Source organism: Bacillus sp. PS108, from assembly GCF_037963335.1.
Lineage (GTDB): Bacteria > Bacillota > Bacilli > Bacillales > Bacillaceae > Bacillus > Bacillus subtilis.
Genome location: NZ_CP150155.1, coordinates 2,486,248 through 2,506,929, shown reverse-complemented (window position 1 = coordinate 2,506,929; position 20,682 = coordinate 2,486,248). Strand labels below are relative to the sequence as shown.

Annotated in this window: 25 protein-coding genes and 2 pseudogenes; 20 read left to right on the top strand and 7 right to left on the bottom strand. The window is 42.5% G+C overall.

Features of this window, described 5'->3' with window-relative positions; translation table 11 throughout:
- The first annotated feature begins 203 nt into the window (after positions 1-203).
- Positions 204-382 (top strand): annotated as a pseudogene (locus tag NSQ16_RS12930) (hypothetical protein).
- A complete protein-coding gene (gene spoIVCA, locus NSQ16_RS12925) occupies positions 340-1,800 on the top strand; it encodes a site-specific DNA recombinase SpoIVCA (RefSeq protein ID WP_223257626.1) in 1,461 nt (486 codons plus the stop codon). The pseudogene NSQ16_RS12930 and the gene spoIVCA overlap by 43 nt, the downstream one beginning before the upstream one ends.
- Positions 1,801-1,830: 30 nt before the next feature.
- Here the strand turns inward: spoIVCA and NSQ16_RS12920 are convergent.
- Positions 1,831-2,178: pseudogene (locus tag NSQ16_RS12920) on the bottom strand (sigma-70 family RNA polymerase sigma factor); the annotation flags it as partial.
- Between the two features lie 195 nt (positions 2,179-2,373).
- Between NSQ16_RS12920 and nucB the strand changes: the two are divergent.
- The gene (gene nucB / locus NSQ16_RS12915; protein WP_009967785.1) at positions 2,374-2,784 is read left to right on the top strand and encodes a sporulation-specific Dnase NucB; all 411 of its coding nucleotides are present in this window, start codon (positions 2,374-2,376) and stop codon (positions 2,782-2,784) included.
- 32 nt (positions 2,785-2,816) lie between these two features.
- On the opposite strand, the gene NSQ16_RS12910 is transcribed toward nucB, so the two are convergent.
- Entirely contained in the window at positions 2,817-3,539 is a 723-nt protein-coding gene (locus NSQ16_RS12910) for a hypothetical protein (RefSeq protein WP_010886572.1), read from the bottom strand.
- A gap of 251 nt (positions 3,540-3,790) precedes the next feature.
- Here NSQ16_RS12910 and gnd point away from each other — a divergent pair, with 251 nt between their 5' ends.
- Entirely contained in the window at positions 3,791-4,684 is an 894-nt protein-coding gene (gene gnd, locus NSQ16_RS12905; RefSeq protein ID WP_043857850.1) for a phosphogluconate dehydrogenase (NAD(+)-dependent, decarboxylating), read from the top strand.
- A gap of 18 nt (positions 4,685-4,702) precedes the next feature.
- Here the strand turns inward: gnd and NSQ16_RS12900 are convergent, their stop codons facing one another.
- Positions 4,703-5,329 carry a TVP38/TMEM64 family protein gene (locus tag NSQ16_RS12900; protein ID WP_160221686.1) on the bottom strand — a complete coding sequence of 209 codons (627 nt, stop codon included), beginning with the start codon at positions 5,327-5,329 and terminating at the stop codon, positions 4,703-4,705.
- Positions 5,330-5,515: 186 nt separating this feature from the next.
- Between NSQ16_RS12900 and cwlH the strand changes: the two genes are divergently transcribed.
- Both cwlH and NSQ16_RS12890 read left to right on the top strand, forming a co-directional pair.
- A complete protein-coding gene (cwlH, locus tag NSQ16_RS12895; protein WP_160221685.1) occupies positions 5,516-6,268 on the top strand; it encodes an N-acetylmuramoyl-L-alanine amidase CwlH in 753 nt (250 codons plus the stop codon).
- Positions 6,269-6,519: 251 nt separating this feature from the next.
- A complete protein-coding gene (locus NSQ16_RS12890; protein ID WP_029317882.1) occupies positions 6,520-7,251 on the top strand; it encodes an SGNH/GDSL hydrolase family protein in 732 nt (243 codons plus the stop codon).
- A gap of 305 nt (positions 7,252-7,556) precedes the next feature.
- Here the strand turns inward: NSQ16_RS12890 and NSQ16_RS12885 are convergent, their stop codons facing one another.
- On the bottom strand, positions 7,557-7,697 hold the full coding sequence (locus NSQ16_RS12885; RefSeq protein ID WP_003226124.1) for a sporulation histidine kinase inhibitor Sda: 141 nt from the start codon (positions 7,695-7,697) through the stop codon (positions 7,557-7,559).
- 361 nt (positions 7,698-8,058) lie between these two features.
- Between NSQ16_RS12885 and NSQ16_RS12880 the strand changes: the two genes are divergently transcribed.
- Genes NSQ16_RS12880 through NSQ16_RS12845 form a run of 8 tightly spaced genes read left to right on the top strand, consistent with a single transcriptional unit; the run spans position 8,059 to position 13,070 of the window.
- Entirely contained in the window at positions 8,059-8,577 is a 519-nt protein-coding gene (locus NSQ16_RS12880; RefSeq protein ID WP_003226126.1) for a YqeG family HAD IIIA-type phosphatase, read from the top strand.
- A gap of 3 nt (positions 8,578-8,580) precedes the next feature.
- Positions 8,581-9,681, top strand: a complete 1,101-nt coding sequence (yqeH, locus tag NSQ16_RS12875) for a ribosome biogenesis GTPase YqeH (protein WP_003229966.1) — start codon at positions 8,581-8,583, stop codon at positions 9,679-9,681.
- 17 nt (positions 9,682-9,698) lie between these two features.
- Positions 9,699-10,541 (top strand): shikimate dehydrogenase, encoded by an 843-nt coding sequence (aroE, locus tag NSQ16_RS12870; protein WP_029317883.1) that lies wholly within the window; start codon positions 9,699-9,701, stop codon positions 10,539-10,541.
- Positions 10,535-10,825, top strand: a complete 291-nt coding sequence (gene yhbY / locus NSQ16_RS12865; RefSeq protein WP_003226133.1) for a ribosome assembly RNA-binding protein YhbY — start codon at positions 10,535-10,537, stop codon at positions 10,823-10,825. The genes aroE and yhbY overlap by 7 nt, the downstream gene beginning before the upstream one ends.
- Before the next feature lie 11 nt (positions 10,826-10,836).
- Complete coding sequence (locus NSQ16_RS12860) at positions 10,837-11,406, top strand: nicotinate-nucleotide adenylyltransferase (protein WP_004398676.1); 570 nt, start codon at positions 10,837-10,839, stop codon at positions 11,404-11,406.
- Entirely contained in the window at positions 11,396-11,956 is a 561-nt protein-coding gene (gene yqeK, locus NSQ16_RS12855; protein WP_014480316.1) for a bis(5'-nucleosyl)-tetraphosphatase (symmetrical) YqeK, read from the top strand. The genes NSQ16_RS12860 and yqeK overlap by 11 nt, the downstream gene beginning before the upstream one ends.
- 17 nt (positions 11,957-11,973) lie before the next feature.
- On the top strand, positions 11,974-12,330 hold the full coding sequence (gene rsfS, locus NSQ16_RS12850; protein WP_041333759.1) for a ribosome silencing factor: 357 nt from the start codon (positions 11,974-11,976) through the stop codon (positions 12,328-12,330).
- Positions 12,327-13,070, top strand: coding sequence for a class I SAM-dependent methyltransferase (locus NSQ16_RS12845; protein WP_003229973.1), 744 nt, complete (start codon positions 12,327-12,329; stop codon positions 13,068-13,070). Before rsfS ends, NSQ16_RS12845 begins: the two co-directional genes overlap by 4 nt.
- Positions 13,071-13,135: 65 nt before the next feature.
- On the opposite strand, the gene comER is transcribed toward NSQ16_RS12845, so the two are convergent.
- Positions 13,136-13,957: a late competence protein ComER gene (comER, locus tag NSQ16_RS12840; RefSeq protein ID WP_014480313.1), complete on the bottom strand. Its 822-nt coding sequence runs from the start codon at positions 13,955-13,957 to the stop codon at positions 13,136-13,138.
- Positions 13,958-14,040: 83 nt separating this feature from the next.
- Between comER and comEA the strand changes: the two genes are divergently transcribed.
- The 3 genes from comEA to NSQ16_RS12825 all read left to right on the top strand — a co-directional run bounded on the left by comEA (position 14,041) and on the right by NSQ16_RS12825 (position 17,628).
- Positions 14,041-14,658 carry a competence protein ComEA gene (gene comEA, locus NSQ16_RS12835; protein ID WP_014480312.1) on the top strand — a complete coding sequence of 206 codons (618 nt, stop codon included), beginning with the start codon at positions 14,041-14,043 and terminating at the stop codon, positions 14,656-14,658.
- Between the two features lie 66 nt (positions 14,659-14,724).
- The gene (locus tag NSQ16_RS12830; protein WP_003229978.1) at positions 14,725-15,294 is read left to right on the top strand and encodes a ComE operon protein 2; all 570 of its coding nucleotides are present in this window, start codon (positions 14,725-14,727) and stop codon (positions 15,292-15,294) included.
- Positions 15,295-15,297: 3 nt separating this feature from the next.
- On the top strand, positions 15,298-17,628 hold the full coding sequence (locus NSQ16_RS12825; RefSeq protein ID WP_339232215.1) for a DNA internalization-related competence protein ComEC/Rec2: 2,331 nt from the start codon (positions 15,298-15,300) through the stop codon (positions 17,626-17,628).
- A gap of 39 nt (positions 17,629-17,667) precedes the next feature.
- Here NSQ16_RS12825 and NSQ16_RS12820 read toward each other — a convergent pair whose 3' ends face one another.
- The gene (locus tag NSQ16_RS12820; protein ID WP_003229983.1) at positions 17,668-17,802 is read right to left on the bottom strand and encodes a YqzM family protein; all 135 of its coding nucleotides are present in this window, start codon (positions 17,800-17,802) and stop codon (positions 17,668-17,670) included.
- Between the two features lie 40 nt (positions 17,803-17,842).
- On the opposite strand from NSQ16_RS12820, the gene NSQ16_RS12815 reads away from it, so the two are divergent.
- Together NSQ16_RS12815 and holA are read left to right on the top strand one after the other, a co-directional pair.
- Positions 17,843-17,992, top strand: a complete 150-nt coding sequence (locus NSQ16_RS12815) for a hypothetical protein (protein ID WP_003229985.1) — start codon at positions 17,843-17,845, stop codon at positions 17,990-17,992.
- 39 nt (positions 17,993-18,031) lie between these two features.
- Positions 18,032-19,075: a DNA polymerase III subunit delta gene (holA, locus tag NSQ16_RS12810; protein WP_015714286.1), complete on the top strand. Its 1,044-nt coding sequence runs from the start codon at positions 18,032-18,034 to the stop codon at positions 19,073-19,075.
- A 14-nt stretch (positions 19,076-19,089) separates the two neighbouring features.
- On the opposite strand, the gene rpsT is transcribed toward holA, so the two are convergent.
- Positions 19,090-19,356, bottom strand: a complete 267-nt coding sequence (gene rpsT, locus NSQ16_RS12805) for a 30S ribosomal protein S20 (protein ID WP_003229989.1) — start codon at positions 19,354-19,356, stop codon at positions 19,090-19,092.
- Positions 19,357-19,560: 204 nt separating this feature from the next.
- Between rpsT and gpr the strand changes: the two genes are divergently transcribed.
- Positions 19,561-20,667: a GPR endopeptidase gene (gene gpr, locus NSQ16_RS12800; RefSeq protein ID WP_003229991.1), complete on the top strand. Its 1,107-nt coding sequence runs from the start codon at positions 19,561-19,563 to the stop codon at positions 20,665-20,667.
- Positions 20,668-20,682 lie beyond the last annotated feature (15 nt).

Below are 20,682 nucleotides of genomic sequence, written 5' to 3'. Positions count from 1 at the left end.
AAACTATAATAAGCGAATGTTGAGGCATAGAAAATAAAATCTTTTCTATTGAGGACCTAAAGGAGTGTAGAAAAGTCACAACAACTTTTTTTAAATTTTTTGCATATTCATTGAAACGTTTAATAACACTATAGTTTAATTTAAAATCTCCTCATTTGGACAAACAGCTGTTACATAGCATTACCCAAGGGGTGATGCATTTTATGAAAGTGATAATCATCGAGGGACCGCAAGCTGACAAATGCATTAACGATTGCTATCATTATTTAATAAAACTTTATAGGAAGGAGATTCAGGGTGATAGCAATATATGTAAGGGTATCGACCGAGGAACAAGCGATCAAGGGATCGAGCATCGACAGCCAAATCGAGGCCTGTATAAAGAAAGCAGGGACTAAAGATGTGCTGAAGTATGCAGATGAAGGATTTTCAGGAGAGCTTTTAGAACGTCCGGCTTTGAATCGCTTGAGGGAGGATGCAAGCAAGGGACTTATAAGTCAAGTCATTTGTTACGATCCTGACCGTCTTTCTCGGAAATTAATGAATCAGCTAATCATTGATGACGAATTGCGAAAGCGAAACATACCTTTGATTTTTGTAAATGGTGAATACGCCAATTCTCCAGAAGGTCAATTGTTTTTCGCAATGCGCGGGGCAATCTCAGAATTTGAAAAAGCCAAAATCAAAGAACGGACATCAAGCGGCCGACTTCAAAAAATGAAAAAAGGCATGATCATTAAAGATTCTAAACTATATGGCTATAAATTTGTTAAAGAGAAAAGAACTCTTGAGATATTAGAAGAGGAAGCAAAAATCATTCGGATGATTTTTAACTATTTCACCGATCATAAAAGCCCTTTTTTCGGCAGAGTAAATGGTATTGCTCTACATTTAACTCAGATGGGGGTTAAAACAAAAAAAGGCGCCAAAGTATGGCACAGGCAGGTTGTTCGGCAAATATTAATGAACTCTTCCTATAAGGGTGAACATAGACAGTATAAATATGATACAGAGGGTTCCTATGTTTCAAAGCAGGCAGGGAACAAATCTATAATTAAAATAAGGCCTGAAGAAGAACAAATCACTGTGACAATTCCAGCAATTGTTCCAGCTGAACAATGGGATTATGCTCAAGAACTCTTAGGTCAAAGTAAAAGAAAACACTTGAGTATCAGCCCTCACAATTACTTGTTATCGGGTTTGGTTAGATGCGGAAAATGCGGAAATACCATGACAGGGAAGAAAAGAAAATCACATGGTAAAGACTACTATGTATATACTTGCCGGAAAAATTATTCTGGCGCAAAGGACCGCGGCTGCGGAAAAGAAATGTCTGAGAATAAATTGAACCGGCATGTATGGGGTGAAATTTTTAAATTCATCACAAATCCTCAAAAGTATGTTTCTTTTAAAGAGGCTGAACAATCAAATCACCTGTCTGATGAATTAGAACTTATTGAAAAAGAGATAGAGAAAACAAAAAAAGGCCGCAAGCGTCTTTTAACGCTAATCAGCCTAAGCGATGACGATGATTTAGACATAGATGAAATCAAAGCACAAATTATTGAACTGCAAAAAAAGCAAAATCAGCTTACTGAAAAGTGTAACGAAATCCAGTCAAAAATGAAAGTCCTAGATGATACGAGCTCAAGTGAAAATGCTCTAAAAAGAGCCATCGACTATTTTCAATCAATCGGTGCAGATAACTTAACTCTTGAAGATAAAAAAACAATTGTTAACTTTATCGTGAAAGAAGTTACCATTGTGGATTCTGACACCATATATATTGAAACGTATTAAAGAGGGGTGTATGCACCCCCCTTTTGTAATTACAATCTCATTTTCAATACACCTCGCAGCATACGTCGCCAGCTTTGTCCCTTTACCAGCGGAATAGCTTTCAATTCCTTTTATCAGCCCGATCGTTCCGATGGAGATTAAGTCCTCTGCATCCTCACCTGTATTTTCAAATTTTTTCACAATATGGGCGACCAAGCGAAGATTATGCTCAATCAGCATGTTTCTGGCATGTTCATCCCCTTTAGCCATGAGCTCTAAGTATTTTTTTTCCTCGCTGCTTGAGAGCGGTTGTGGAAAGGCATTGTTTTTCACGTAAGATACTAAAAAGACAAGCTCTTTAACAACAAAGCCGAGCGCTGCGAAAACACCTGTCACCATCGTCACCTCCACAAAAGTATGTAGGCAAAAGCCTATATGTAAATGTATGTGACCGGGAGGCTGTCTGTGTCTGTACCGGGAAAATTCTCGCGGGGGAGTCCGGCTTTTGTAAGCAGCATACTAACTTCAAATGTTAAAAATAATCTTTATCAAGCGCCCATACATTGAAATGAACAAAGGTATGGGGGGATGGGAATGAAAAAATGGATGGCAGGCCTGTTTCTTGCTGCAGCAGTTCTTCTTTGTTTAATGGTTCCGCAGCAGATCCAAGGCGCATCTTCGTATGACAAAGTGTTATATTTTCCGCTGTCTCGTTATCCGGAAACCGGCAGTCATATTAGGGATGCGATTGCAGAGGGACATCCAGATATTTGTACCATTGACAGAGATGGAGCAGACAAAAGGCGGGAGGAATCTTTAAAGGGAATCCCGACGAAGCCGGGCTATGACCGGGATGAGTGGCCGATGGCTGTCTGCGAGGAAGGCGGCGCAGGGGCTGATGTCCGATATGTGACGCCTTCTGATAATCGCGGCGCCGGCTCGTGGGTAGGGAATCAAATGAGCAGCTATCCTGACGGCACCAGAGTGCTGTTTATTGTGCAGTAATAAAGAAGAGGCTCTTTCTTGAGCCTCTGTTGTTACAATCCTTCGCCGAGCTGAATTTTCGGGGGATAGGTTTCTGCTTTTCGCCAATATTGGCGTGTGCCTTCGTCCCGTACAACGATGCCCAGCTGTGCCAGTTCGAGACGGAATTCTTCAATATCGTCTTTTTCTTCGTCCTGCAGCGCTTTGTGACGAGCTTTTAATAAGGCATGGGCGCCTTGCGATAGGTCTGGTGCATCAGGAATCCATCGGCGAAATTGATCTTTAAACGGATCACCATCTGTTGCCCATTCGTAATGATGCTGTCTAAAGGCCTTCTCAACGTTTACTGGTTTTTCATCAATTTCTTCCCGTACCAATTCATATCCGGCTGTTCCCAGGAGGACAAGCCGTTTGTGATCCATAAATACAAGAGCGATGTCATCGGAATGAATTGTTTGCACTTTTTTTCCTTTGATGAATTCCACTGTGTGATCTGTAATTTTGACAGATAGCAGCATTGCAATAACAGAATGAGCGAACCAAATCCCCGCACACATACCGAGAAGAGCAGTGATAAATGAAGCTGTAGATCCCTGAAAAGAGGTAATGAGCCGAAGTGGTCCTTCAAGAGGGATCCAGGGGAGGGATAATGCCCATTTCGCAATCTGCGGAATAAAATACCCGATTGCAAAACCGATGATTGCAAGTGCAGCGTATAAAAAGAATACAGCGGTTTTCGTAACTCCGATAAGAGTATGAGATTGATTCTGCAACATGTCACCTTCTTTTTACTAAAAAAATCGAATACCTTCCCATATTTTAACTTAAACTGATGGTAAATCAAGGATAAAGTGATAATTATGGATATAAAGAGATTCAGTAATAGAACTGGCAGGCACAGTCAGTCATGAAAAATAAAATTTACATGCGCAGACGATGTAAGCCCCATTTGTTTTCTGCGTATCACAATACAATCCAAAGGGAACATAAAGAGTAAAGGCTTTTTAGACAATCAGGAGGAACAGATATGAAAATCGGATTAATCGGCTTAGGGAAAATGGGCATAAACATAGGAAAGCAATTCATTGACCGCAATCATCAAGCGGTTGGATATGATGTAAATCAAGCGGCTGTTGATGAACTGAAAGCATACGGGGCTGAGGGGACAACGAATCTTAAAGAGTTAATTTCTTTATTAGACCCGCCGCGTATCCTATGGGTTATGGTACCGCATGGCATTGTCGATGCTGTTTTGCGTGATGTATCACCTTTATTAAGTAAAGGCGATATGATTATCGAAGCTGGAAACTCTCATTATAAAGAATCAATTCGCCGCTACAATCAAATGAAAGAAGCGGGTATCCATTATCTCGATGCCGGAACGTCGGGCGGAATGGAAGGCGCACGGCATGGAGCCTGTTTTATGGTGGGGGGCGATCATGAAGCATGGGAGATTGTGGAACCGCTTTTTCGTGATACTGCCGTCGAAAATGGTTATCTATACGCTGGTGAAGCGGGAAGCGGACATTTTTTAAAAATGATCCATAATGGAATTGAGTATGGAATGATGGCCGCGATTGGTGAAGGATTCGAAGTGCTTGAAAACAGCCAATTTGATTTTGACTACGAGAAGGTTGCCAGAGTGTGGAATCATGGTTCTGTCATTCGTTCTTGGCTTATGGGACTGACTGAGCGAGCTTTCGCTAAGGATGCGAAACTGGATCAGATCAAGGGCATTATGCATTCCTCAGGTGAAGGAAAATGGACGGTGGAAACCGCGCTTGATCTGCAGACGGCAACTCCGGTCATCGCCATGTCACTGATGATGAGATACCGTTCTTTAACAGACGATACGTTTACAGGAAAGGTGGTCGCTGCGCTTCGAAATGAATTTGGAGGCCATGCGACAGAAAAAAAGTAAGGGGGCCAACAAGCCTCCTTATTTTTTTGGCACCTTCAGAAGATGAGGGAACTTTTTATAAATGACCAGCATGATGATCAGAATATATGCACCGTAAATGCTGATAGACAATAATTTATTGCTGGTGAAATTGGCACCTGCAATAGTGACAACAACAATATTGGGGATTTTCCCTATTAAAGACGCAAAGAAAAAAACATGCCAGCGAACCTGGCTCAGCCCGCAGATCACGTTCATTACAAGTGAAGGTATGACAGGTATCAGCCTTCCTAATAAAACAGCGGTAAAAGCGTTTTTGTTGAAGGAAGCCTCGTAGCTTTGTATGGCAGGATAGGCCTGAACTTTTTTTCTGGCCCAATCTCTAAAACTGTACCTGGCGAGAAAAAACAGCAATATTGTACCAAGCATTGAGCCGGTCAGTGTAATCCAAATTCCATTTGCAGTCCCGAACACTGCGCCATTTAAAGCAGCAACCAAAGCAAACGGCACTATTGGGAAAAAAACATCGGCAGCAATCAGCAGCATACTAAATAAAACGGAAAACATCCCTCCTGCTTTGATTGCATCAAGCCAAGCTTCTTTCTGAAAAAAAACGACTGCAATGATAGCGATAATCACAAGTATACCTATTACTTTTTTTAACATGTCTATGGTCACTCCCAACTTAGGTGATGTTAGGAGCCAAAACCTCCGTCATCTAAATTAGTATAACTGGTGCCATTTCAGCTGTTCAACTGAAAACCAGGTTAAGAACACAATTCTTTTTTACCTCATAAAAAAGGCTGTCCATCTCTCTGTTTTCTGCATTCTTAATAATAGGGAGGGATAGAAATGGTAACCATAAAAAAGGATTTTATACCGCTATCAAATGATAATCGTCCTGGCTATTCGATGACGCCTGCTTATATTACGGTGCATAATACAGCGAATACAGCAAAAGGCGCTGATGCGAAAATGCACGCCAATTTTGTGAAAAACCCGAGCACATCCGAAAGCTGGCATTTTACAGTTGACGATTCAGTCATTTATCAGCATCTCCCGATAGATGAAAACGGCTGGCATGCGGGAGACGGTACAAACGGGACAGGAAACCGCAAATCGATCGGGATTGAAATCTGCGAAAATGCTGATGGCGATTTTGAAAAAGCAACATCAAATGCCCAGTGGCTGATCAGAAAGCTGATGAAGGAAAACAATATTCCGTTACATCGTGTTGTTCCCCACAAAAAATGGTCTGGGAAAGAATGTCCGCGGAAACTCTTGAACCACTGGAACTCTTTTATAAACGGAATTTCTTCCTCGGATACACCTCCAAAAGAACCTTCACCATCATATCCTCTGCCGTCTGGGGTTATAAAGCTCACTTCGCCTTATCGAAAGGGCACAAACATTCTCCAGCTGCAAAAGGCTTTAGCTGCACTTCACTTTTACCCTGATAAGGGAGCCAAAAACAATGGCATAGATGGAGTTTACGGACCGAAAACAGCGAATGCCGTCAAGCGTTTTCAGCTCATGAACGGATTAACTGCAGACGGGATTTATGGGCCAAAAACAAAGGCCAAGCTTAAATCGAAGTTAAAGTAAATGCAGGATTTAACGGATAACCTGTTTCCAGTGAGGATTCAGGTTATTTTCTTTTCTTTGGTTTGTGTGTTTTTCAGATTGGAAAGAAGGGAATTTTAAAAAATCATCAGCTGCGCCGCAATGAAAGCAGAATGATATTCACTGAGGGGGACACGTTAACTATAGGAAAAAACAGTGATAGCGAAAAACTCTTCATTGAACGAAGAGAAACAGAGGTATAACATTAAGGTGAGGCTTTTGGGGGTGTAAAGATGAAACATTTTATCATCCTTTTCCTTCTGCTGTTCGTTACAGCAGGATGCGAGGGAAGGGGATACGAAGACGTTGTAGCATTTGGTGACAGCAATACGCGTGGCTCTAATTGGGATTATCGCGATTATCCAAAAGCACAGCAGTGGGTCAATATATTAAAAACAGCTGAGCGCGGTAACCTTGATATACTCAATGCGGGAATCGGCGGACAGACGACAGAGGATGCCCGTCTCCGATTTCAGACAGATGTGCTGGATCAAAAACCGAAGTATTTGTTTATTATGTTCGGCACCAATGACGCTGCCATACTGACTGAGGGGAAACCGAGAGTGTCGAAGCAGCGTTTTAGAGAAAATCTGGTTTATTTTATTAAAGAAAGCAGAAAACACGGAATTAAGCCTATCTTAATGACGTGCATCCCAATTATAGAAGGTAATGGGAAGCATCATTTGTTTTACTATTCCAGATATCAAGCAGCTGCTTTTGAACCAAAAGGCGGAGCAAGGAAATGGCACAACTCATATAACGATATTACAAGAGATGTGTCGAAGCGCCTGGATGTCCCTCTTGTAGATAACTGGAAGCATTTTATAGAAGCAGACGGCGGAAAAGCAACTGATGAAGCGCTTATCCAATCTGGTCTTATAGATCCTTCTGGAAATCATATGACACCTAAAGGGGCAAGGATCGTATATGAAGGAATACAAGATGGGCAGATCCTGCAGCGTTGAGCCGGACAACCGCCTAGTCCGATTTATTTCTCCTACATAGGCTGTTATAAAACCTTATTAAGGAGGCGCTTCACATGTATGGCGCAGGCAGAGCATATGGATACGCTTTTATTGTTGTTTTAGTTGTTGTTCTCCTTGTTGTGGGCGGCATATACTGGTTAGCATAATAACCGGCCCTTTAAAACACCTCTTTTTAGGGGTGTTTTTTGCTGAAAGTAGTAGTAAAGCGCGCAGCCAAAGTGATATAATATCAGTCATCTGAGTAAAAAAAGGAAATACGCCCGGAAAAAATAGACAAATTCCTATTAAGAAGATACGGAAATAATATGTCCGAGCGATCTTCTTTTTATTTCGTTTTCAATTAACTCGATAAAGTCACGGTTTAAATTCATTTCGGTGGCTTTGAAATAAGATTCTATTAGTAATTCATCAGACAGTTTTCTCATGCTAGGAACCCAATTAATGGGAGAGGCACCTCCTTAAAAGTTGGAATCATTCATGATTTTAACGCATACAATGATAAGTTGCGTTCATCTGAGGTTGAAGTTATCTTTAATCTACCATGAAATGCATATAAGAACAATCGTTCTGTTATCCACACCAAAAAGTGGATAACTTGTGAGTATCGTGTTTATAATTTGTCTAAAGAGTGATGTAATAAGAGTGGATAGTGTGTGTAAATTTATCCACACCTGGTGAAGAAACCCAATTTTTGTCGAAATTTTTTTGCTCAGTTTTTCTTTAGGCGCAAGTTCGATTTTTTTCGACAATCATTTTGAAAGAAAGAAAAAGGGAAGGGTGCGGGTTTTGTTAAAAAAGTTTTTTTTACCTGACGAGTTTGTAAAAAATATTTTTCATATTACACCTGAGAAATTAAAGGAACGAAATGTAAAAGGGATTATTACTGACCTGGATAATACGCTTGTTGAATGGGACAGGCCGAACGCGACGCCGCGATTGATCGAGTGGTTTGAAGAAATGAAGGAACACGGCATTAAAGTGACAATTGTCTCTAATAATAACGAAAGAAGAGTGAAACTTTTCTCAGAACCGCTTGGAATCCCATTCATCTATAAAGCAAGAAAACCGATGGGTAAAGCCTTTAATAGAGCGGTGCGCAATATGGAGCTGAAAAAAGAGGACTGCGTTGTCATCGGAGACCAGCTGCTGACCGATGTACTCGGGGGAAACCGAAACGGCTACCATACGATTTTGGTCGTGCCAGTCGCTTCCTCTGACGGATTCATTACGCGCTTTAACCGCCAGGTCGAACGCAGAATACTGAGTGCTCTCAAACGAAAAGGGCACATTCAGTGGGAGGAGTAAGAAATGGAAAAGGTTGTTTGTATCGGGTGCGGAGTTACGATCCAAACCGAGGACAAAACAGGTTTGGGGTACGCGCCGCCTGCATCGCTTACGAAAGAAAATGTGATTTGCCAGCGTTGCTTCAGACTGAAAAACTATAATGAAATACAAGATGTCTCCTTAACTGATGATGATTTTTTGAACATTCTTCACGGTATTGGAGAAACGGACTCTCTTGTCGTAAAAATTGTTGATATTTTTGATTTTAACGGCAGCTGGATTAATGGGCTGCAGCGCTTGGTGGGGGGAAACCCTATCTTATTAGTTGGCAATAAAGCGGATATTTTGCCTAAGTCACTGAAAAGAGAGCGTCTGATCCAATGGATGAAGCGTGAAGCGAAAGAGCTTGGCTTAAAACCGGTTGACGTATTTTTGGTCAGTGCGGGACGCGGCCAGGGAATCAGAGAAGTAATTGACGCGATTGAGCATTACCGCAACGGAAAAGACGTCTATGTTGTCGGATGTACAAATGTAGGAAAGTCAACCTTTATTAACCGGATTATTAAAGAAGTGTCAGGTGAAGAAGATATTATTACAACATCCCAATTTCCTGGCACAACCCTTGATGCGATTGAAATCCCGCTGGATGACGGTTCATCGCTTTATGATACACCGGGAATTATCAACAACCATCAAATGGCGCATTATGTCAATAAAAAGGATCTGAAAATATTATCTCCTAAAAAGGAGCTGAAGCCTCGCACATTCCAGCTTAATGATCAGCAAACACTGTATTTTGGCGGACTTGCAAGGTTTGATTATGTGTCTGGGGAAAGATCTCCTTTTATTTGCTATATGCCGAATGAACTGATGATTCATAGAACAAAACTTGAAAATGCAGACGCGCTTTATGAAAAGCATGCAGGGGAATTGCTCACACCTCCGGGTAAAGATGAAATGGATGAGTTTCCGGAATTGGTCGCCCATACGTTTACGATAAAAGACAAAAAGACAGATATCGTTTTCTCTGGGTTAGGCTGGGTTACTGTCCATGACGCCGATAAAAAGGTAACTGCATACGCGCCAAAAGGCGTTCATGTATTTGTTCGGCGTTCATTAATTTAAGAAAAGGGGAGAGGAGTATGAAAAAGCTGTACGGGGTTATCGGAAATCCGATTGGCCATTCTATGTCACCTGATATTCATAACGCATCATTGAAAGACCTCGGGCTTGACGGACATTATCATGCCTTCAAGGTAGAAGAGAATGATCTGGAGGATGCGGTAAAAGGAATAAGAGCTCTAGGCGTACAAGGAATCAATGTGACTGTTCCGCACAAGGTTTCCATTATGGATTATCTGGATCATATTGATGAGAGTGCAAAAGTGCTCGGTGCCGTAAACACGGTCAGAAGAGAGGGAGATAAGCTTGTCGGATACAATACCGATGGGGAAGGCTTCGTGAAGTCATTAATGAAGGTATTAGACAAACCCATCTCTGAACTGTCATTCTTAATGATCGGCGCTGGCGGAGCGGCGAGAGCCATTTTTACAACAATTGTCCGAAATACCCCGAAAAAATTTGACATTTGCAACCGGACGTTAGAAAAAGCAAAGCGGCTTACAGAAGCTACTCCCTCGTTTCACAATAAAGAAGTATTAAGCATAAAAGAAGCAGAAGAACGTCTTGAGCAGTATGATGTTATCATCCATACAACGTCTGTGGGCATGTATCCGAACGTGGACGATGTGCCGCTTTCATTACAGCGTGCCGCGAGCAGTGCCGTCGTATGTGATATCGTGTATAATCCAATACAGACGGCCCTTTTAAAGGAAGCAAGCCAAAAAGGCTTGAAAACACTCGACGGTGTGGGCATGTTTGTTGAACAGGCAGCATTGTCTTTCCAATTGTGGACTGGACAAGAGCCTGATATTGAAAAAATGAGATCCATTGTAACAGGAAAATTAGGAGGAACAGAATGTTAACAGGTAAACAAAAACGTTTTTTGCGTTCAAAAGCGCATCATTTAACGCCGATTTTTCAAGTAGGTAAAGGCGGAGTAAACGACAACATGATTAAACAAATTGCTGAGGCGCTTGAAGCGAGAGAGCTGATTAAAGTCAGCGTGCTTCAGAATTGCGAAGAGGATAAAAACGATGTAGCGGAAGCTCTTGTAAAAGGAAGCCGCTCTCAATTGGTGCAGACAATCGGCAATACGATTGTGTTATATAAGGAATCAAAGGAAAATAAACAAATCGAGCTTCCTTAAAGGTGGTTGAAATGAAGAAAATCGGAATTTTCGGAGGCACGTTTGACCCTCCGCATAATGGTCACCTCTTAATGGCTAATGAGGTGCTGTACCAGGCGGGGCTTGATGAAATTTGGTTTATGCCTAATCAAATTCCGCCGCATAAACAGAACGAAGACTATACCGACAGCTTTCATCGCGTGGAAATGCTAAAGCTTGCAATTCAATCTAATCCGTCCTTTAAGCTGGAGCTTGTTGAAATGGAAAGAGAAGGGCCATCATATACCTTTGATACCGTTTCTTTACTGAAGCAGCGTTATCCAAATGATCAGCTGTTCTTTATTATCGGCGCTGATATGATTGAATATTTGCCGAAATGGTATAAGCTGGACGAGCTGCTGAACCTCATTCAATTTATTGGAGTAAAGCGCCCCGGTTTTCATGTTGAAACCCCTTATCCGCTTCTCTTTGCAGACGTTCCGGAATTTGAGGTATCATCAACTATGATAAGGGAACGGTTTAAAAGCAAGAAGCCCACTGACTACTTAATCCCTGATAAAGTGAAGAAGTATGTAGAGGAGAATGGTTTATATGAATCGTGAGGAGGCACTTGCATGCGTGAAGCAGCAATTGACCGAACACCGATATATCCATACGGTTGGCGTGATGAACACGGCGATCGAACTTGCGGAGCGTTTTGGAGCCGATTCTAAAAAAGCGGAAACAGCGGCAATCTTTCATGATTACGCCAAATTCCGCCCGAAAGAAGAAATGAAACAAATTATTGCGCGTGAAAAAATGCCTGCGCATTTATTGGATCATAATCCGGAGCTCTGGCACGCTCCGGTCGGCGCTTATTTGGTCCAAAGAGAGGCAGGGGTTCAAGATGAAGACATTCTTGACGCCATTAGGTATCATACCTCAGGCCGCCCCGGCATGACACTTTTAGAAAAAGTCATTTACGTTGCCGATTACATTGAGCCAAACCGGGCATTTCCCGGTGTCGATGAGGTGCGTAAGCTTGCTGAGACAGATTTGAATCAAGCGCTGATTCAGTCCATTAAAAATACAATGGTTTTTCTTATGAAAAAAAATCAACCGGTTTTTCCAGACACATTTTTAACGTATAACTGGCTTGTGTCTGGCAGCTGAACAGGAGGAATTTGTGAATGAACCATAAGTCCATTTTAAAGATCGCAGCTGCGGCTTGCGATGATAAACGGGCAGAGGATATTTTAGCACTGGATATGGAAGGTATTTCTCTGGTTGCTGATTATTTTCTGATCTGCCACGGAAATTCAGATAAACAGGTACAGGCGATTGCCCGTGAAATCAAGGATCAAGCTGATGAAAACGGCATTCAAGTCAAAAAGATGGAAGGCTTTGATGAAGCAAGATGGGTTCTCGTTGACCTAGGCGATGTGATTGTCCATGTCTTCCACAAGGACGAAAGAAGCTACTACAACCTTGAAAAGCTGTGGGGAGACGCTCCGCTCGCAGATCTTGATCTTGGAATGAATCAATGATTTATCAAGGCTTTGCAAGCGTGTATGACGAGTTAATGTCACACGCGCCTTACGATCAATGGACAAAATGGATTGAAGCATCTCTCCCGGAAAAAGGCCGTATTCTCGATCTGGCATGCGGCACGGGGGAAATCTCCATCCGGCTTGCCGAAAAAGGCTTCGAGGTTACAGGCATCGATCTCAGCGAAGAGATGCTTTCTTTCGCCCAGCAAAAGGTATCGAGTAGCCAGCCTATTTTATTTCTTCAGCAGGATATGAGAGAGATTACCGGCTTTGACGGTCAATTTGACGCTGTTGTGATATGCTGTGACTCATTAAATTATTTAAAAACAAAAAATGATGTGATCGAAACCTTTAAAAGTGTTTTTCGGGTATTAAAGCCTGAAGGCATTCTGCTGTTTGATGTTCATTCATCTTTTAAAATTGCGGAAGTCTTTCCGGATAGCACATTTGCTGACCAGGACGAAGATATCAGCTATATTTGGCAGAGCTTTGCCGGAAGTGACGAGCTTTCTGTCATTCATGATATGTCGTTTTTTGTGTGGAACGGAGAAGCGTATGATCGTTTTGATGAGACACACGAGCAAAGAACGTTCCCGGTGGAAGAATACGAAGAAATGCTTAAGAACTGCGGCTTTCAGCTCCATCGCGTGACAGCTGATTTTACGGATACCGAGCCATCAGCACAATCAGAACGCCTCTTTTTCAAGGCGCAGAAATCAAAAACCATCGTTTCCTAAAACGATGGTTTTTTAAAATGCTTTTTTATGCTTTTGCAGTACAGACGAACGTATGACATACTCGTCTACACATGAAACTGCTTTTTCACTGCGGAAATATCCTCCTCGTACTTCATATGAGTATTTTGAAATACCCGGTGAAACATATCCTGCACACCGCTTTCCAGCGCTTTAATGCCTTCTCCTGTTACACCGCCTTTAACGCAAACCTTTTCCTGTAATGCAGGCAGGGTATACAATTCGGTTTCTAACAGTTTTCCCATTCCGACAAGCATTTCCTTACACATCAAAATCGCGTCCTGTTTAGACACTGATGTTTCCGAAACAGCTGCATCTATAAACCGCTGAATCAGATAGCTCATAAAAGCGGGGCCGCAGCTTACGATGTCTGATGCAACCCTGGTGATGTCACTTTCAATTTGCAGCGGATGAGAGATATGCTGCATCAGCTCATTGATTTTCGTTTTTGCAGATTCGCCGCAGCTTGTGCCGAAAGTGACGAGAGAAACACCTGCCAGCGCTCTGTTCGTAATACTTGGGATCACTCGAGCCACTTGACACGGCACATATTGTTCGAGCTGTTCGGTTTGAACGGGGCTTGTAATTGAGATGAGAATATGATCTTTTCTTAAATAAGGTAACGCTCTTGCCAGTAAAGGATATATATCAAGCGGCTTAACACAAATAAAAATCATCTCGTTTTCAGAAACGAGCTTTTCGAGACTTTCGGTAACGTTTATGCTGTTGTAGCGGTTTTTTATGTGCAACGCTTTTTCAATTGTGCGGTTTGTGATTGTCATGTTTGAGGGATCGGCTGCTTTTGATTCAATAAATGATTCGATAAGGATCGTACCCATATTTCCTGTGCCGATAAAGCCTATCTTCAATGGTTTCCCCTCCTTTGAGCTATTATCCTCTAAACCATATGTGTTATGAAAATAAAATATGACGAAAGCGGGGAACATGCACGATGAATTGGTTGAATCAGCATAAGAAAGCAATTATTTTAGCGGCTTCTGCGGCTGTTTTCACAGCGATTATGATCTTTCTGGCCACAGGGAAAAATAAAGAGCCGGTGAAGCAAGCTGTACCAACAGAGACAGAAAATACAGTGGTAAAGCAGGAAGCAAACAACGACGAGTCAAACGAAACAATTGTGATAGACATCAAAGGTGCTGTTCAGCATCCTGGCGTTTATGAAATGCGAACAGGGGACAGAGTATCTCAGGCAATTGAGAAAGCGGGCGGGACCAGTGAACAAGCAGACGAAGCGCAAGTAAATTTGGCGGAGATTCTGCAGGACGGGACAGTGGTGTACATCCCGAAAAAGGGAGAGGAAATAGCAGTGCAGCAAGGTGGCGGAGGGTCTGTCCAAAGCGATGGAGGGAAGGGAGCGCTGGTGAATATCAATACAGCAACCTTAGAGGAGTTACAAGGCATCTCAGGGGTGGGGCCATCCAAAGCTGAAGCTATTATTGCATACCGGGAAGAAAACGGGCGTTTCCAAACAATTGAAGATATCACTAAGGTTTCAGGAATAGGTGAAAAGTCATTTGAGAAAATAAAGTCTTCCATTACAGTAAAGTGATTTGACGGTCATGCATTATGATAGGTAAACTAAAGGTCAGGCAACACAACATTTGGAGGGAACAACGTGGAACGAATTTCATGGAATCAATACTTTATGGCTCAAAGCCATTTATTGGCGCTGCGCAGCACATGTCCGAGATTATCTGTCGGCGCTACTATAGTCAGAGACAAACGCATGATAGCAGGAGGCTACAATGGGTCAATCGCGGGCGGCGTACATTGTGCAGATGAAGGATGCTTAATGATAGATGATCATTGCGCAAGAACCATTCACGCTGAAATGAATGCGATTCTTCAATGCTCTAAGTTTGGGGTGCCGACTGATGGAGCCGAGATTTATGTGACGCATTATCCGTGCATTCAATGCTGCAAATCTATTATTCAAGCGGGTATCAAAACGGTTTATTATGCTGAGGATTACAAAACACATCCATATGCGCAGGAATTATTTGAACAGGCGGGTGTAACAGTTGAACAGGTTGAACTCGATGAAATGATCGTTGATCTGAAAAACAGGGAAAAGCTTTCATTTGTAGCGGGTCTTATAGGGAAATTGGCTGATGCCGGTTTAGCGGAGGAAGAATTGAAAAAGATACATGAACAGGCGAATACACTTTTCACGAGCTACGTGTGATGAATGCGTAATTCGCGCTTATTATTGCCTATGGCGGCAGCTTCGGCAACGGCTGGAATTACTGCCGCCGCTTATTTCCCCGCTATTTTTCTTTTCATCCTCTTTCTCCTCATCATTTTAATCAAAACGAGGCACGCTTTTCTCATTATTGTTTGTTTCTTCTCTTTTATATTGTTTTTTGTACTGTATGCAGTCACAGATTCTCAGAATGTCTCTTCCTATCGGCAGGGAACCTATCAATTCAAGGCAGTGATTGACACTATTCCCAAAATTGACGGCGACCGTATGTCTATGATGGTTGAGACACCTGATAAGGAAAAATGGGCTGCTGCGTATCGCATTCAGTCTGCTGGTGAAAAAGAACAGCTGTTATACATAGAACCAGGAATGTCATGTGAGTTGACTGGTACATTGGAAGAACCGAATCACGCAACTGTGCCGGGTGCATTTGATTATAACGAGTATCTTTATCGGCAGCATATTCATTGGAACTACTCTGTCACGTCTATTCAAAACTGCAGCGAACCTGAAAATTTTAAGTACAAGGTGCTCAGCTTGAGAAAACATATCATATCATTCACAAACAGCCTTTTGCCTCCTGATTCGGCAGGGATTGTACAGGCACTTACAGTTGGTGACAGATTCTATGTGGAGGATGAAGTGCTTACCGCGTATCAAAAGCTTGGTGTTGTCCATCTCTTGGCAATATCAGGACTCCACGTGGGGATTTTGACAGCAGGTTTGTTTTATATCATGATTCGCCTTGGTATAACTAGAGAAAAGGCGTCAATTCTGTTGCTGTTATTTCTGCCGCTCTATGTGATGTTGACCGGCGCTGCTCCTTCAGTGCTACGCGCCGCTCTCATGTCGGGTGTTTACTTAGCTGGAAGCCTTGTCAAATGGCGTGTCCACTCTGCAACTGCAATTTGTCTTTCATACATCGTCCTTCTGCTCTTCAATCCTTATCATCTCTTTGAAGCCGGTTTTCAGCTATCGTTCGCCGTCAGTTTTTCTTTAATTCTATCCTCTTCTATTTTTCATCAGGTTAAAACCTCCTTGGGGCAGCTGACAATTGTATCACTCATCGCTCAGCTGGGCTCGCTTCCGATTCTCCTATATCATTTTCATCAGTTTTCTATCATCAGCGTACCGATGAATATGTTGATGGTACCATTTTATACCTTCTGTATTTTGCCGGGAGCTGTAGCAGGTGTTCTTCTATTAAGTCTTTCCGTTTCGTTTGGGAGATTGTTTTTCAGCTGGTTTGATTTATTGATAAGCTGGACCAATAGGCTAATCACAAACATTGCAGATGTTGAAGTGTTCACGATTATGATCGCACATCCTGCACCTGTTTTGCTTTTTTTATTCACGGTCACGATCATCCTATTGCTTATGGCGATTGAAAAACGCTCCTTGTCGCAGTTGATGGTAACCGGAGGCATTTGCTGCACGGTGCTGTTTCTGCTCTTTATATATCCGTGTCTTAGTTCCGAAGGAGAAGTGGATATGATAGATATTGGACAGGGTGACAGCATGTTTGTAGGTGCTCCGCATCAGCGGGGTCGTGTCTTAATTGATACCGGCGGCACTTTGTCTTACTCGTCAGAGCCTTGGCGCGAAAAACAGCATCCGTTTTCACTGGGGGAAAAGGTGCTGATTCCGTTTTTAACTGCTAAGGGAATCAAACAGCTTGACGCTTTAATTCTGACGCACGCTGACCAAGATCATATCGGAGAGGCGGAGACTCTGCTGAAGCATCATAAAGTAAAGCGCCTCGTGATTCCGAAAGGGTTCGTTTCTGAACCTAAAGATGAGAAAGTGCTGCAGACAGCCAGAGAAGAGGGAGTGACAATTGAAGAGGTGAAGCGAGGCGATGTATTGCAAATAAAGGATTTGCAGTTCCATGTACTGTCACCTGGAGCACCTGATCCGGCAAGCAAAAATAATTCCTCTCTCGTTCTGTGGATGGAGACGGGCGGTATGAGCTGGATCTTGACGGGTGACCTGGAGAAAGAAGGGGAACAGGAGGTGATGGACGTGTTTCCAAATATTAAAGCAGATGTCTTAAAGGTGGGGCACCATGGGAGCAAAGGCTCTACCGGTGAAGAATTCATCCAACAGCTTCAGCCGAAAACGGCCATTATCTCAGCCGGGAAAAACAATCGGTACCATCATCCTCATCAAGAAGTTCTGCAACTATTACAGAGACATTCTATCCGCGTGCTGCGAACAGATCAAAACGGAACGATCCAATATAGATACAAAAACAGAGTTGGAACCTTTTCTGTCTATCCTCCATATGATACATCAGATATAACAGAGACGAACTAAAAAAGACTGCCGAGAAATCAGCAGCCCGGGCAGTCGCTGTTATGAACCAACTAGGTGAATAACCGTTGCCATGACAAACAAGAAGGCGAAAAATCCGAAGGACACAACAAAACCAACAGCTGAATCTACAGCATCATTTCGTTTGCTTTGAACGTTTTTTTCAAAATCATTCAACTTTATCCCTCCTGACTGACTTAAGTATAATGGAATTGTTTTGAAAAATCTAGAAGCTAAGGTAACGTTTTCTGTTCTGGTGATTATCGCCTTTTTACAAGCTGTCCCGGGGGCTTGCGAACAGGCGTTTAATATAAATGGGGAAGCAGCAGTCAGGCTTCCTCTTTACTATTTTGCAAACTCAATTTAGGATAGAAGGGGATGATGAAAGAGAGGAAGTCGTACAACAATGGTATTTGATGTGTGGAAAAGCCTGAAAAAAGGAGAGGTCCATCCGGTTTATTGTTTATACGGAAAAGAGACATATCTGCTGCAAGAAACCGTCAGCAGGATCAGACAGACGGTCGTTGATCAGGAGACAAAGGATTTCAATCTGTCCGTTTTTGATCTGGAAGAGGACCCGCTGGATCAAGCAATTGCAGATGCTGAAACGTTTCCGTTTATGGGGGAGCGGCGTCTTGTCATTGTGAAAAATCCATATTTTTTAACAGGTGAAAAGAAAAAAGAAAAAATTGAGCACAACGTCAGTGCGCTTGAATCATATATACAATCACCTGCTCCTTACACAGTCTTTGTCCTGCTTGCTCCGTATGAAAAGCTTGATGAGCGGAAAAAGCTGACGAAAGCGTTAAAGAAGCACGCGTTTATGATGGAGGCGAAGGAATTAAACGCAAAGGAAACGACAGACTTTACTGTCAACCTTGCAAAAACAGAGCAGAAAACAATCGGCACGGAAGCGGCGGAGCATTTGGTTCTGCTTGTGAACGGGCATCTGTCATCGATTTTTCAGGAGATTCAAAAGCTCTGCACGTTTATTGGAGATCGTGAAGAAATTACGCTGGATGATGTGAAAATGCTTGTTGCTAGAAGCCTTGAACAAAATATTTTTGAGCTGATCAATAAAATCGTCAACCGAAAACGAACTGAGAGTCTGCAAATTTTTTATGATTTGCTTAAACAAAATGAAGAACCGATCAAAATTATGGCGCTTATTTCGAACCAGTTCCGGCTGATTCTTCAGACAAAATACTTCGCGGAACAGGGATACGGACAAAAACAAATCGCTTCTAATCTAAAAGTTCACCCATTTCGGGTAAAGCTGGCGATGGATCAAGCAAGGCTTTTTTCAGAGGAGGAGCTCCGTTCAATTATTGAACAGCTTGCTGTCATGGACTATGAGATGAAAACCGGGAAAAAGGACAAGCAGCTCCTGCTCGAACTGTTCCTTTTACAGCTGTTAAAAAGAAATGAAAAAAACGATCCCCATTATTGAGGATCGTTTTTATATTATGCAGAAAGTCCGTTCACTTTTTTCGCTAGTCTTGATTTGTATCGAGCTGCGGTATTTTTGTGTACAAGACCTGTTTTCACTGCTTTATCAATACGTTTAGCTGCTTCAGTAAGAGCAGTTTTCGCTTTGTCAGCTTCGTTGTTGGCAACAGAAGCTTCAACTTGTTTGATTGCAGTACGCATAGCAGATTTGATTGTCGCGTTATGAACGCGGCGTTCGTTGTTTGTTTTTGTACGTTTAATCGCTGATTTAATGTTTGGCATGTGTTTCACCTCCTAAGATACAACCTGTAGCACAGTGTCTTAAGGTTAAATCTTCTTCACAATAGAACAAATTGTATTCTATCAAACACATCTTTAGATTGCAATATAAATGTAAAGTATTTTTCTTTGAAGGCTCTCTTTTTAGCATGATTCATTCAGCAAATGGCAACAATATAGGTACTTAATGTGAAGGAGGCCCCCTGTATGAAAAAGAGTGAGCTGGATGTGAATCAGTATTTGATACGGACCGATTTGGCAGTGGAAACGAAGGAAGCAATGGCCAATCAGCAGGCTGTGCCGACAAAAGAAATTAAAGGCTTTATTGAAAAAGAGCGTGATCACGGCGGCATTAAAATCCGCACAGTTGATGTTACAAAGGAAGGCGCAGAGCTTTCGGGAAAAAAAGAAGGGCGCTATTTAACGCTTGAAGCACAGGGAATCAGGGAGAATGATTCGGAAATGCAGGAGAAGGTCTCTGCTGTCTTTGCGGAGGAATTCTCAGCTTTTCTTGAAAACCTTAATATCTCAAAAGATGCGAGCTGTTTGATCGTTGGGCTCGGCAACTGGAACGTGACACCTGATGCGCTTGGGCCGATGGCAGTAGAAAATCTGTTGGTAACAAGGCACTTGTTTAAGCTTCAGCCGGAAAACGTACAGGAGGGTTACAGGCCTGTCAGTGCTTTTGCACCGGGTGTAATGGGGATAACAGGAATCGAAACAAGTGACATTATTAAAGGTGTGATTGAGCAATCGAAGCCTGATTTTGTCATCGCCATTGATGCGTTGGCGGCGCGGGCGGTGGAAAGGGTCAACACAACCATTCAAATATCGGATACAGGCATTCACCCGGGGTCTGGAGTGGGGAATAAACGAAAAGATTTAAGCAAAGACACGCTTGGTGTTCCGGTGATTGCTATCGGTGTTCCGACAGTAGTTGATGCCGTGACAATTGCCAGCGACACGGTGGACTACATATTAAAACATTTTGGCAGAGAAATGAAGGATAACAGGCCATCAAGATCGCTTGTTCCGGCAGGCATGACGTTTGGGAAAAAGAAAGTGCTCACTGAAGACGATCTTCCCGATCAAAAGCAGCGCCAATCGTTCCTAGGTATTGTCGGAACCCTTCAAGAAGATGAAAAACGGCAGCTCATTCACGAGGTGCTTTCGCCTTTAGGGCACAACTTAATGGTTACACCGAAGGAAGTCGATTCATTTATCGACGATATGGCAAATGTTTTAGCGAACGGATTAAACACAGCGCTTCATGAAAAAGTGTCACAAGAAAACAAAGGCTCCTACAATCACTAAACAGTTCTACTTCCT